The sequence below is a fragment of the Pseudomonas sp. EMN2 genome, assembly GCF_009650555.1.
Lineage (GTDB): Bacteria > Pseudomonadota > Gammaproteobacteria > Pseudomonadales > Pseudomonadaceae > Aquipseudomonas > Aquipseudomonas sichuanensis.
On sequence record NZ_VZZR01000026.1, the window covers coordinates 1 to 12,552 of the forward strand.

Annotated in this window: 12 protein-coding genes; 8 read left to right on the forward strand and 4 right to left on the reverse strand. The window is 67.4% G+C overall.

The window, feature by feature from the left end; all coding sequences use genetic code 11:
- Positions 1-122 precede the first annotated feature (122 nt).
- The gene (locus tag F6X61_RS09485; RefSeq protein WP_153786401.1) at positions 123-1,040 is read right to left on the reverse strand and encodes an AraC family transcriptional regulator; all 918 of its coding nucleotides are present in this window, start codon (positions 1,038-1,040) and stop codon (positions 123-125) included.
- A gap of 102 nt (positions 1,041-1,142) precedes the next feature.
- On the opposite strand from F6X61_RS09485, the gene F6X61_RS09490 reads away from it, so the two are divergent.
- Genes F6X61_RS09490 through F6X61_RS09510 form a run of 5 tightly spaced genes read left to right on the forward strand, consistent with a single transcriptional unit; the run spans position 1,143 to position 5,577 of the window.
- Positions 1,143-1,703 carry a carboxymuconolactone decarboxylase family protein gene (locus tag F6X61_RS09490; RefSeq protein ID WP_110992776.1) on the forward strand — a complete coding sequence of 187 codons (561 nt, stop codon included), beginning with the start codon at positions 1,143-1,145 and terminating at the stop codon, positions 1,701-1,703.
- Between the two features lie 8 nt (positions 1,704-1,711).
- Positions 1,712-2,812: an acyl-CoA dehydrogenase family protein gene (locus F6X61_RS09495; protein WP_153786402.1), complete on the forward strand. Its 1,101-nt coding sequence runs from the start codon at positions 1,712-1,714 to the stop codon at positions 2,810-2,812.
- On the forward strand, positions 2,809-3,630 hold the full coding sequence (locus F6X61_RS09500) for an ABC transporter ATP-binding protein (protein WP_153786403.1): 822 nt from the start codon (positions 2,809-2,811) through the stop codon (positions 3,628-3,630). The genes F6X61_RS09495 and F6X61_RS09500 overlap by 4 nt, the downstream gene beginning before the upstream one ends.
- Positions 3,617-4,822: an ABC transporter substrate-binding protein gene (locus tag F6X61_RS09505; protein WP_153786404.1), complete on the forward strand. Its 1,206-nt coding sequence runs from the start codon at positions 3,617-3,619 to the stop codon at positions 4,820-4,822. The genes F6X61_RS09500 and F6X61_RS09505 overlap by 14 nt, the downstream gene beginning before the upstream one ends.
- Positions 4,822-5,577, forward strand: a complete 756-nt coding sequence (locus F6X61_RS09510; protein WP_153786405.1) for an ABC transporter permease — start codon at positions 4,822-4,824, stop codon at positions 5,575-5,577. The genes F6X61_RS09505 and F6X61_RS09510 overlap by 1 nt, the downstream gene beginning before the upstream one ends.
- 39 nt (positions 5,578-5,616) lie before the next feature.
- Here F6X61_RS09510 and F6X61_RS09515 read toward each other — a convergent pair whose 3' ends face one another.
- Positions 5,617-6,303: a GNAT family N-acetyltransferase gene (locus tag F6X61_RS09515; protein WP_153786406.1), complete on the reverse strand. Its 687-nt coding sequence runs from the start codon at positions 6,301-6,303 to the stop codon at positions 5,617-5,619.
- A 71-nt stretch (positions 6,304-6,374) separates the two neighbouring features.
- Positions 6,375-7,304, reverse strand: a complete 930-nt coding sequence (gene argC, locus F6X61_RS09520; RefSeq protein ID WP_153786407.1) for an N-acetyl-gamma-glutamyl-phosphate reductase — start codon at positions 7,302-7,304, stop codon at positions 6,375-6,377.
- 228 nt (positions 7,305-7,532) lie between these two features.
- Here argC and F6X61_RS09525 point away from each other — a divergent pair, with 228 nt between their 5' ends.
- Positions 7,533-8,414 (forward strand): LysR family transcriptional regulator, encoded by an 882-nt coding sequence (locus tag F6X61_RS09525; RefSeq protein ID WP_153786408.1) that lies wholly within the window; start codon positions 7,533-7,535, stop codon positions 8,412-8,414.
- Between the two features lie 7 nt (positions 8,415-8,421).
- Here F6X61_RS09525 and F6X61_RS09530 read toward each other — a convergent pair whose 3' ends face one another.
- On the reverse strand, positions 8,422-10,143 hold the full coding sequence (locus F6X61_RS09530) for an amidohydrolase (RefSeq protein WP_153786409.1): 1,722 nt from the start codon (positions 10,141-10,143) through the stop codon (positions 8,422-8,424).
- A gap of 299 nt (positions 10,144-10,442) precedes the next feature.
- On the opposite strand from F6X61_RS09530, the gene F6X61_RS09535 reads away from it, so the two are divergent.
- Together F6X61_RS09535 and F6X61_RS09540 are read left to right on the forward strand one after the other, a co-directional pair.
- Complete coding sequence (locus tag F6X61_RS09535; RefSeq protein WP_153786410.1) at positions 10,443-11,360, forward strand: LysR family transcriptional regulator; 918 nt, start codon at positions 10,443-10,445, stop codon at positions 11,358-11,360.
- 109 nt (positions 11,361-11,469) lie between these two features.
- A complete protein-coding gene (locus tag F6X61_RS09540) occupies positions 11,470-12,540 on the forward strand; it encodes a C45 family peptidase (protein WP_153786411.1) in 1,071 nt (356 codons plus the stop codon).
- Positions 12,541-12,552: the final 12 nt, after the last annotated feature.

The following is a 12,552-nucleotide window of genomic DNA, read 5'->3' on the forward strand; positions in this document are numbered from 1 at the left end:
TACTTTGGCCAAGACCAAAGTAGGCCGCCGTAAGGGCGGAAAGGTGACTATGCGTCGCCATCGCCGCTGAATGCGCATGCATCTATCAAAACCCACACTCTGAAACCCGAACCCCAAAAAACCTACCCCTCCCGCCCCTCATGCTGCTTGCGATAAGCCCCCGGCTGCACTCCCACCGCCTTGGCAAACGCCCGAGTAAACGCCGCCACCGACTGATACCCCACCCGCCCGCCAACCTGCTCGACCGTATTCCCCGCCTTGAGCAACTGGCAGGCCTGGCGCATGCGCAGCGCCAGCAACACCTGCCCAGGCGACTGCCCGGCCAGTTCATTGAACCGCTTGAAGAACGCCGAGCGCGACAGCCCCGCATAGGCCGCCATGCTCTCCAGCGTCCAAGCCTGCCCCGGCTCCTCTATCAGCCTCTCCAGCAGCCCGGCAAACGCCGGCTGGCGGGCGAGGGCGACCAAGCCACCCAGTGCCTGCCCTGTATGCACCTGCTGGCGCAGCACATACAGGAACAGCAAGTGCGTGAGCCGCTCGAGCACCGTCTGCGACGGCTGCGGTGCCCGCCGGCATTCCTCGAGAATCAAACCGAACAGCGCACGAGCCGCACTGCCGGCCGGATCATTGGCGCGCAGCAGAATCCAGTCCGCCAGCCCCTCGACGATCAGCGACGACAAGCCCGTCTGGAAATGAAAGAAACCACAGACCAGCCCCACGCCATCGTCGGCCTCCAGGTCCAGCGCCTGCATGGTCCGGCGCGGCTGGGCGCAGGCGTCGGCGACGTCCTCGTCACCCGACAGGCGATACGCAAGGTCACGCAGCAGAAACACCGCATCACCACACTCAAGTCGCACAGGCTCGGCGTGGCCATCGACGTGCAGCCAGCAATGCCCCTGTACCACCAGGTGAAAACTGGCGCGGCCCATGCCCTGGGTGCTGGCGTGCCAGCCACCGCAATAGCGCCCGACATGGAACAGGCTGGCGTCAAGCTCGAGGCCTTCTAATAACCAATCGACAAGGTGGCTGGATGAAATCATCTAATGCAAGGACTCAGGAGCAAGGAAAGGCGACTGATGAATATGGATGCTACTTCTTATAACCAACAGACTGTAGCGACCTACATCAAAGGAGACCACTCCATGTCCGCGCGCATCACTCTACACAGCCTGCAGACCGCCCCGGAAGCCGCACGTCCGTTCCTCGAAAACGCACAGAAGAACTCCGGTTTCATCCCCAACCTGCTGGGCGTGCTGGCCAATGCCCCGGCCGCGCTGGAAACCTACGTCACCGTCTCGGCGCTCAACGGCAAGGCCGAGCTGACCCTGGCCGAGCGCGAAGTGGTGCAGTTGATTGCCGCCACCCAGCACGGTTGCGACTTCTGCGTTGCCGGCCACACCGCCGTGGCGCTGAACAAGGCCAAGCTGCCGCAGGCGGTGGTCGATGCCCTGCGCGCCCGTGGCGAGCTGCCCGACGCACGTTACGAAACCCTGGCCGAGTTCGCCCGTGAGGTCATCGCCACCCGCGGCAACGTCGGCGACGCCACCTACCAGGCCTTCCGCGAGGCCGGCTTCACCGAGGGCAATGCCCTGGAAGTGATTCTCGGCGTGAGCCTCGCAACCCTGTGCAACTTTGCTAATGTGTTCGCCCAAACGCCGCTCAATGACGAGCTGAGCAAATACCGCTGGCAGCCTTCGGCCTAAACCGCCCGATGCCGGCGTGTCCGGCGCACCAAAGGAGTAGGGACATGCTTGATAGCGCTTTTCGCCAATGGCTGGATGCCAACGCCGAGACCATCGACCAGGGCCAGTGCGACCCGCACCTGGTACTGGCGCACATCGCCGAATCGCAACTGCTGCGCATAGGCGTCGACCCGGCCCTCGGCGGCGCGGGCGGTGATGTCACCGAGGCGGTCGAAGCCATTGCCGCTATCGCCAGCCGCTCACTGGCGGCGGCTTTCGTCTGCTGGGGGCAGCGCGCCTTCATTGAATACCTGCTGCAAAGCCCTAACCAAGGCTTGCGCGAACGCCTGCTGCCAGCGCTGCTCAAGGGTGAGCTCGCCGGCGCCACCGGGCTTTCCAATGCCATGAAGTTCCTCTCCGGCATCGAGGCACTGCAGGTGCGCGGGCGCCCCGCAGCCGATGGCTGGAGCCTGGAAGGCCGGCTGCACTGGGTGACCAACCTGCGCAAGAGTGGTTTCGTGGTGGCCGCGGCCATCGAAGACGATGCCGGAGGCGCGCCGTTCGTGCTGGCCATCCCCTCCGATGCACCGGGGCTGGAACGCTCCGACGACCTGCAGTTGATGGGCTTGCAGTCGAGCAACACCGCTGCCTTGGCCTTCCACCAGGTACCGCTGGCCCGTGACTGGCTGCTGCACGACAACGCCCGCGAGTTCTTGCCCCAGGTGCGCCCGGCCTTCCTCGCCCTGCAGTGCGGCATGGCCATCGGTCTGGCGCGGCGTGCCTTGGACGAAGTGCAGGAGCACCTGCATGGTCGTGTGTCCTTCCTCGAGGAGGCGCGCCAGGTGCTTCAGGAACGCCTGGAGAACACCGTCGGCGAGCTCAAGCAGGGCCTGCTCGACGGCCGCTTCCTCAAGCAGCCGGCCGCGTTGTTCAAACTGCGCATCACCCTCGCCGAAAGCGCTGCCGACGCCGTGCAGCTGGAGCTGCAGGCCAGTGGCGGCAAGGCTTACCTCACCGCCTATGGCGAAAGCTTCGCGCGCCGCTGGCGCGAGTCGGCGTTCGTGCCGATCGTCACGCCGAGCCTGGTGCAACTGCGCGCCGAACTGCAACGCCAGGCGAGTGCGGCATGACCGACGTGCTACTCGACGCCCGCGACATCAGCCTGGGCTACCCCCGCGAGGGCGGCTGGCAGCCGGTGCTGGAACAGTTCGACCTGGCGCTGGCACCGGGCGAGGTGGTGACCATCCTCGGCCCCAGCGGGGTCGGTAAATCGAGCCTGCTGCGGGTGCTGGCCGGCCTGCAGCAGCCCCGTGGCGGCAGTGTGACTTTGCACGGCGAGGCGCTGCAGGGCCCGCACCCGCGCCTGGCGGTGGCGTTCCAGGACCCCAGCCTGCTGCCCTGGCTGAGCCTGGAGAAGAACGTTGCCTTCGGCCTCGACTTCGCCCGCCAGCCCAAGCTGGCCGCCAGCGAGCGCCGCGCACGCATCGACCACGCCATCGCGGCGGTGGGCCTGAGCCATGCCCGCAACCAGTACCCGGCGCAGTTGTCCGGCGGCATGGCCCAGCGCACCGCGCTGGCCCGCTGCCTGGCGCGGCAACCCGAAGTGCTGTTGCTGGACGAGCCGTTCGGCGCGCTGGACGAAGTGACTCGCGCCGCCATGCAGCAACTGCTGCTGCAACTGATCGCCACCCACAACACCGCTGCCGTACTGATCACCCACGATATCGACGAAGCCCTGCTGCTGTCCGATCGCGTGCTGCTACTGGGCAACCACCCGGCGCGCACCCTCGGCCAATGGCATATCGACCTGCCGCAACCCCGGGCGCAGCGGGTCGAGGAACTGGGCGCGCTGCGCATCGAAATCCTCAAAACCCTTCGGCGGGCAAGCCGCACAGCCGAACCCACCCCATCCCCCTTGCCCTCGGAGGCTGTCCATGTGCATGGATGACTGCTGCTCCACCACGTCCCGTCGCGATTTTCTCAAACTGAGCGCCATGCTCACCGCCGCTGGCGCCGTGCCGCTGCTGGCCAGCCTGCAGGCGCGCGCCGCCGCCGAGCCTGACGCACCGGTGCGCATCGGCTACCTGCCGATCACCGACGCCACACCTTTGCTGGTGGCGCACAACAACGGCCTGTTCGAGGCCGAAGGCATCAAGGCCGAGCGCCCGGTGCTGCTGCGCAGTTGGGCGCAGGTGATCGAGGCGTTCATTTCCGGCCAGGTCAACGTGATCCACCTGCTGTCGCCAATGACCGTGTGGGCCCGCTATGGCAGCAAGGTGCCGGCCAAGGTGGTGGCCTGGAACCATGTCGGCGGCTCGGGCCTGACCGTGGCCCCGGACATCACCGAGATGAAGCAGCTCGGCGGCAAGACGGTAGCCATCCCGTTCTGGTACTCCATCCACAACGTGGTGCTGCAGCAGATGCTCAACGACAACGGCCTCACGCCGGTGTCGAAGCCGGCCAACGCACAGTTGGCCGCCAACGAGGTCAACCTGCTGGTGCTGCCGCCGTCGGACATGCCGCCGGCCCTGGCCAGCAAGCGCATCGCCGGCTACATCGTCGCCGAGCCGTTCAACGCCCTGGCCGAGAACCTCAAGGTCGGCCGCGTGCAGCGCTTCACCGGTGACGTGTGGCGCAACCATGCTTGCTGCGTGGTGTTCATGCACGAACACGACCTCAACAACCGCCCGGAATGGTCGCAGAAGGTGGTCAACGCCATCGTCAAGGCCCAGCAATGGACCCGCGACCACCGAGCCGAGGCGGCCGCGCTGCTGTCCAAGGCCGGCCCCAACAAGTACACCCCGCACGAGCCCGCGGTGCTGGCCAAGGTACTGGCGCCTGCCGCCGAGGACCGTGCCGGCTACATCGCCAGTGGCGCGATCCAGCACCAGCAATGGGATGAAAAGCGCATCGACTTCCAGCCGTACCCGTACCCCAGCTACACCGAGGAACTGGTCAAGCGCCTGAAAGGCACCCTGATCGAAGGCGAGAACGGCTTCCTCGCCGGGCTCGACCCCGCGCACGTCGCTCGCGATCTGGTCGACGATCGCTTCGTGCGTAATGCCATCGCTGCGGTGGGCGGCCCGGCAACCTTCGGCATTGCCGAGAACTTCCAGCGCAGCGAGGAGTTCGCGGTCTGATGCAAAGGCATGTCGTACATGGCGCCCTGGGTCTTGCCGGCCTGGCGCTGCTGCTGTTGCTGTGGTGGGCGGGGGTGCAGGTGTTCGGCGCGGCCGACGGCCTGTCGGCGCGCTTCTCGCCCCAGGCCACGCTGGCGAGCCTGGTGGAGTTGCTGGGGCAGGGCGAGGTGTACGGGCATATCTGGGTGAGCCTCAAGCGCATCCTGATCGGCCTTTTGCTGGCGCTGTTGATCGGCGTGCCGTTGGGCTTGCTGGTGGGCAGTTACCGGCACCTGGAGGCGGCAACCACGCCGGCGTTCCAGTTTCTGCGGATGATCTCGCCGCTGTCGTGGATGCCGGTGGTGGTGATGCTGATGGGCGTGGGCGACCAGCCGATCTACTTCCTGTTGGCCTTCGCCGCGCTGTGGCCGATCCTGCTCAATACCGCCGCCGGGGTGCGACAGCTCGATCCGCGTTGGTTGCAACTGTCGCGCAGCCTCAGCGCCACGCGCTGGGAGACCTTGTGCAAGGTGATCGTGCCGGGGGTGATTGGCCATGTACTGACCGGCGTGCGGCTGGCCATCGGCATCCTGTGGATCGTGCTGGTGCCGTGCGAGATGCTTGGGGTCAGTGCGGGGTTGGGGTATTTCATCCTCGATACCCGTGACCGCCTGGCGTATTCCGAGCTGATGGCCATGGTGCTGTTGATCGGGGTGCTGGGGTTCATGCTCGATGCGCTGGCCCGAGGGTTGCACCGGCGTTGGGTGCATGGCTGAGGATTGCCGGGGGGCGCAAAGCGCCCCCAGCGTTCTACCTCAATGCCGCGTCAGCCGCTGCCTCACGCACGCCTTGGCCTGCTCCGCCAACTCATCCAACCGCTCATCGCGCGATTGTTCCGCCTCCATCATCACGTCCTCCCCGTTCTGATTGAGCAGGTAGGTGTGGATCTGCATCACCTCGACCGTCTGGTAGATCGGCGCAATGTCCAGCCGCCCGATCAGCGCCCCGCTGGCACGCCCGGTGCTGCTCATCAGCACCTGTGGCCCGGCGCTGGCAATCACCTGCAAGCCCATGGCCTCGAACCATGGGACCTGCTCGGCGAAGGCGCTCAGCTCGACGCAGGCGTAGCGGCTGCGCAGGTCATCCAGCAATGCGCGGGCGATGCCCTGGCGGCGATGGTCTTGATGTACTGCAAGGAACGCCAGGCTGCAGGCCTGCGCATCGTCCTGGGCCGGCAGCGCCAGGGCAAAGCCGAGCAACTGGTCCGGGGCGTCGGCATCCAGCGCCAGGGTCAGCTCTACGGCCAGGCCACGGGTGCCGTCCAGGGCCATCAGGTACTGGTGGACCTCAAGGCCGACGCCGTACTGGTACAGCGGGTACAGCGGATTGTCCGGGCTGATGGCGACGCTGCTGAGCTGGCCGACATGGTCGATCACCAGCTGGCGGATCTGGTTCTGGAAGGATTCGGGCGGCACGCCGTCGAGGCGGCGGAGGATGAACATCGCGGGTAGGGCTCCGGGTGGGCTGAAACGCCCGCTTCGAACGAGGCGGGCGCGTAGTTTACCCGCTGTGGCTAGCGCAGCCCAGCCAGCAGCAGGTCGAGGTTCTGCACCGCGGCGCCCGAGGCCCCCTTGCCGAGGTTGTCGAACACGGCTGTCAGCAATACCTGGCCGTGCTCGGGGTTGGCGTACAGCGCCAGGCGCAGGTCATTGCTGTCGTTCAGCGCCTGCGGGTCAAGCGCCGGGGCCGGGCCGTCCTGATGCAAGGGCATCACCTGCACATGACGGGCGCCCTGGTAGTGCTGCTCCAGGCAGGTCTGCAACTGTTGCGCGGTCACGCCTGGCAGCAACCGCAGTTGCACGGGGATGCTCAGTACGATGCCTTGGCGATAGGCGCCGTAGCCGGGCACGAACAGCGGGCGGGCGCTGAGCCCGGCGTGCTGCTGGATTTCCGGCACATGCTTGTGCGCCAGCTCCAGGCCGTACAGCTGCAAGGTCGGCAGGTAACCTTCGGCGGGCTGCTCATGGCGCTCGACCGCCGCCCGGCCACCGCCGCTGTAGCCGGAAATGGCATGGATGCTCAACGGGTAGTCCGCTGGCAGCAGCCCGGCCTTGACCAGCGGGTGCAGCAGGGCGATGGCGCCGGTGGGGTAGCAGCCGGGGTTGCTGATACGGGTGCTGGCGGCGATGCGCTCGGCCTGGTGCTGGTCAAGCTCCGGCAGGCCGTATACCCAGCCGGGCGCGGTACGGTGCGCGGAGCTGGCATCGATTACCCGTACCGCCGGGTTGCGCAGCGTCGCCACGGCATCGCGGGCAGCGTCATCGGGCAGGCACAGCAGGGCGATGTCGGCGCTGTTGATCGCTTCGCTGCGCCGCGCCGGGTCCTTGCGTTCGGCCTCGGGCAGGGTGAGCAGGCGCAGGTCCTGGCGGCCGTGCAGGCGCGCGTGGATTTGCAGGCCGGTGGTGCCTTGGTCGCCGTCGATGAAGACAAGGGGCTGGGTCATGGAGTGTGTCCGTGGAGAAGGGGAGTGGGCGTATCCTCGCTTGCGGCTGGACGAAAGAAAATTTGAATATCATGATCGTAAAGTTCATTAAATCTGAACGAAGTAATCTGTGTTGAACTTATCCCGTGGGAGCGGGCTTGCCCCGCGATAGGGCCCGCCCAGGCAAGATCATTTCCAGGCCTGGCGCCATCGCGGGGCAAGCCCGCTCCCACGTACCCAGGAAACCCCATGCGAGAAATCAGCCTCGACCGCCTGCGCACCCTGGTGGTGATCGCCGACCACGGCTCCTTCGCCGACGCCGCCCGCCAGCTCAACCTGGCGCCGCCGACCATCAGCCTGCACGTGGCCGAGCTTGAGGCGCGCATCGGCGCGCCCTTGCTCACTCGCGCCCGTGGCCAGGTGCGGCCGACCCCGGTCGGCGAGACCCTGCTGCTACGTGCCCGGCGCCTGCTGGCCGATGCCGACCAGGCGCTGGACGAGGTGCGCCGACAGGTCGAAGGCCTGACCGGCCGCGTGCGCCTGGGCGCTTCCACGGGCGCTATCGCCCACCTGCTACCCCAGGCGCTCGACGCCTTGCGCGTGGATCACCCAGGCATCGACGTCCAGGTGCAGGTGCTGACCTCGCAGGCCTCGCTGGCCCGTCTGCGCGAAGGTTCCCTGGACATAGGCCTGGTGGCGCTGCCACAGGTGGCAGGCAAGGGGCTGAAGCTCACACCCTGGCGCCGCGACCCGATCCTGGCCTACGTGCCCGCCGACTGGCGCCCGCCGGCGCGGGTCACGCCGGCCTGGCTGGCCGGGCGGGCACTGATCCTCAACGACAGCACCACACAGTTGTCGCGGGTGACTTCGGAATGGTTCGCCGCCGCCGGGCTCTACCCCGAGCCACGCATCGAACTGAACTTCAACGACGCGATCAAGAGCCTGGTGGGCGCGGGGTACGGTGCGACCCTGTTGCCCCAGGAGGGTGAAGGCCCGCAGCACGATCCGCGTGTGCTCCGGCGGCCTTTGCGCCCGGGGCTGTGGCGCCAGCTCGGCATCGCCTGCCGCGAGGGCGAGCCGGAGCGCGCCATCGGGCATGTGCTGGAGGCGCTGGAGCGCCTGCGCCAATGACGCCGCCTCAGCGTGCGTAGATACGCTTGCCGGCGAACCAGGTCTGCAGCACCTGGGTATCTCGCAGCGCCTCCGGGGCCACGCTCAGCACATCGCGGTCGAGCACGATCATGTCCGCCTGCTTGCCCACTTCCAGCGAGCCGACCTGCCGCTCCAGGCGCATGGCCCGGGCGGCGTTGAGGGTATAGGCCTGCAGCATGGTCTTGAGGTCGATGGCTTCGCCGGCATTGAGCACGCCCTTGGGCCCCTTGCGGGTGATGGCCTGGTAGATGGCTTTCCATGGCTCAGGGGTGCTGATCGGCCAGTCGCTGGCACCGGCGATGGTGGCGCCGTTGTTCAGCAGCGAATGCGCCGGGAAGGTGTGCATGAAGGCCATTGCGCTGACGTAGGGCTTGACCAGATCGAGGTTGGCCTCGTCGGCGCTGGCCCAGTACAGCTGCATCGAGGCGATCACGTCGAGCTGGCGAAAACGCGCGTACTCCTTGGGGCTGACCATCTGCAGGTGGGTGATCGAATGGGCAATGCCGCTGTGCCGCGCGTGCCGCGCCTGTTCGATACCATCGAGCGCCACGCGCACCGCGCGGTCACCGATGGCGTGCACGTGCACCAGCCAGCCACGGGCATCGGCGGCGCTGACCAGCTCGCCGAAATGCGCCGGGTCCAGCAGCAGCTCGCCGCGTTGCCCGGAGTTGCGGTAGGGCTCGAGCATCGCCGCGCTCTGCGCCGGCATCTCGGCCACGCCGTCGGCGAACACCTTGATGCCCGGCAGGGTGAGGTTGGGAACGTCGATGAACTGCTGACGCACCTTGTCCAGTTCGTCCAGGTCGGCGGGGCGGGCCTTGCTGTCGGCCATCAGCAGCGCCGCGACGTGGGCGGTGAGTTCGCCGTTTTCGGCCAGGGCCTTGTACACCGGCAGCACGCCGAGCGAGTCGTTGTGCACGTCGGCGCCCGGCAGCTCGTTGGCCAGTGGGTCCATCCAGCCGGTGATGCCCAGCTGCTTGTAGTAGTCTAGGGCCATGCGCCCGGCGGTCAGCAAAGTGTCCTGGCTCAGCGGCGGTAGCAGATCAGTGACCGGGTACAGGCTGGCGTCGACCAGGAAACCATTGGGTGTGCCGTCCGGGTGACGGCCAATGGTATTGCGGGCGTCCTCGGGCAGGACGGCGATGCTGGCGGCATTCACCCCGGCGCGCTGGAGCATGGCCTGGTTGGCCCAGCCGGTGTGCATGTCGTTGGCGGCGAACAGGATCGGTTGCGTGGCCCACTCGCCGTGATTGAAACGCTGTTCCAGGGCCGGGATATCGTCCCAGTAGGTCGGTGGCAGGCCGCCGACACTGAGGAACTCGCCACGCCGGGCCTTGCCGTTGTCGCGCCACTGGCGCAGGCGCCGCTCCAGCTCGTCGAGGGGCAGTTGCTCGCCAGCCAGGTTGGCCAGCTCCAGTTGCAGGCCGCCCTTGATGGCGTGGGAATGGGAGTCGAGCATGCCCGGCATCAGTAGCTTGCCGCCCAGGTCGATGACCTGCGTGCCGGCGGTTTTCAGGCGCAGCACGGCCTGGTCCGAGCCCACCGCGACGATCTTCTCGCCGTCCACCGCCACGGCCTGCTGCAACGGCTGATCGGGGGCGGCGGTGTAGACCTTGGCGTTGTGCAGGATCAGGTCCACGGCGGCGAGGCCGGGCAGGGCGGTGCAGGCCAGGCCTGCGCCGAGGGCGATCTTCAGGAACTGCTTCATCGGCTGTCTCGTTGTTGTTTTGATCAGACCGCAGGCTAGCCAAGGTGGGAAGTCGGTTAAACGCAGTCTTGGGCACAACTTTTTTTGCTTTGGGGAAAGAGTGCGACCGGGGCTGCCCTGTGGCTCTTTCGCCGGCAAGCCGGCTCCCACAGGAACAGCACAAGGCCAGAGGCCGGCGCGGTCGGTGTGGGAGCCGGCTTGCCGGCGAAAGGGTCGCGAAGCGGCCCGCTGTTTGCCCACACCTCGGCTCTGGATGGATACTGCTTCGCACGCCCACTTGTGCCTCACAGGAACCAACCATGGACAAAATGACGGCCCTGACCATCTTCGTCGCCGCCGCCGAGCACGGCAGTTTCAGCCGCGCCGCCGAGCAGTTGGGCAAGACGCCGTCGGCGATCACCAAGGCCGTCGCCCACCTGGAGGCGGAATTGGGGGTGCGCCTGTTCGAACGCACCACCCGGCGCATGGCCCTGACCGAGGCCGGCAGCCTGTACCTGGACGGCGCGCGCCAGGCGTTGATGCATCTGCAGCTGGTCACCGAGGAGGTCGAGCAGTTGCAGCATGAACTGCGCGGCACCCTGCGCATCACCGCGCCGCCCTCGTTCGGCCCGGCGTTTCTCAACCAGGTGTGCTGCCGCTTCATGGGCGAACACCCGCAGGTGCGCCTGGAGGTGAACCTCAACGACGCCAACGAGGACCTGATCGACGGCGGTTACGACCTGTCGCTGCGCGACGGCCCCACCGACCAGCCCGAGCTGATCGCCCAGCCGCTGATCGAGAACCGGGTGATCCTCTGTGCCAGCCCGGCCTACCTTCAGCGGCGCGGCGCAGACATCACGCTGGACAACTACGCCCAGCACGACTGGCTGCTGCTGCGCCACCCGCTGCTCAACCGCAGCTTCTGGTGGATCGAGCGCGACGGCCAGGCCCTGCGGGTGCGCCAGCCCACCCCGCGCTTGCTGAGTGACAACTTCGATTTCCTGCTGGCCTGCCTGCTCGACGGCCAGGGCCTGCAATTCGTGCCCACCTGGTGCGCGGCGCCGTACCTGGCCCGCGGCGAGCTGGTCGAGGTGCTGCCAGACTACTGGCGCGCCCTCAGCGCCTTCGGCCCCTGGGTGCACGTGCTGTACCTGCCGCACCGGCGCAATACGCGCAAGGTGCAGGCCTTCATCGCCTTGCTGCACGAGCACCTGCGTGAGCAAGGTTTGCAGGCCTGAGTTTTTCCGCCTGGGCACAAAAGTTGTGCGGGGCAGGGCGATGATCGCTTGCGCCGGCGTGGTTAGGCTTGCCTGAACATCGAGCCTGCCGTACCAGGAGTTCCCCGCAGTGAAGATTCACACCTTCGTCACCGACATCCGCGACCCGCTGGCACGCGGTGCGCAGCTCGGCGCGCTGTTCGCCGAACAAGTCCGCCACACCACCGAGCTGTACCTGGGCTTCTTCCCCAGGATCGGCGTGAGCCTGGGCGAGGCCCGGCGCATCGGCGAAAACAGCCTGGCCGCGCTTCAGGCCTGGAGCCCGGAGCTGGCCACCGAGGTGATTGGCATGGCCAAGGGCGCCGACCTGCCGCTGTGGCAACTGGCCGCCCTCAACGCCCGTACCGAAGTGCTGGCCGCCCGGACCCGCCACCACGAATGCTCGACCAGCGTGCACGCCCCGCGCGGTGCGCGCCCGCCGCAGACCCTGCAGACCTGGGACTGGCATGACAGCCTGTGCCCCCACGGCCTGATGCTCGGGCTGCACACAGTGGGCGGCATGCAGGTCAAGCTGTTCTGCGAATTTGGCATGCTGGCCAAGCTGGGGGTGAACAGCGCAGGCGTGGGCCTGCATTTCAACATCCTCCATCACGCCAGCGACAACGCCAGCGGCGGCGTGCCGGTGCATGCCATCGCCCGGCGCCTGCTGGAAGACGCCCGCAGCGTCGACGAGGCCGTGGAGCTGGCGCGCTCGGCGCGGGTCAGTGCGTCCACCGTGCTCACCGTGTTTTCCCGCGAGGACCGCAGCCCGCGCGCGGTGAGCATCGAACTGAGCCCCGAGCGCACGGCGTTGGTGTTGCCCCGCGAAGATGGCTGGCTGCTGCACACCAACCATTTCCTCGACCCCCAGCTGAGCCAGGGCGAGCAGGTCGCCGACCGCGCCGACACCCTCGGCCGCCTGGGCCATCTGCAGCAGGTGATCGGTCAGATGACCGATGCCGACCTGCGCGCCCGCGCCGAGGCGATGTGCGGCGCGGCCGGCGACAGCGCGCCGATCTGCTTCCATCCGGACATGACCATGCCCGATACCGAGCGCTGGGAAACCCTGCTCAGCGTTGGCATCGACACTGAACACTGCGCGCTGGACTACGTGGCGGGCACCCCGCTGCAACTGGCCAAGGCCGGCTTCCAGCGCTTCTGAGCCCATCTGCAT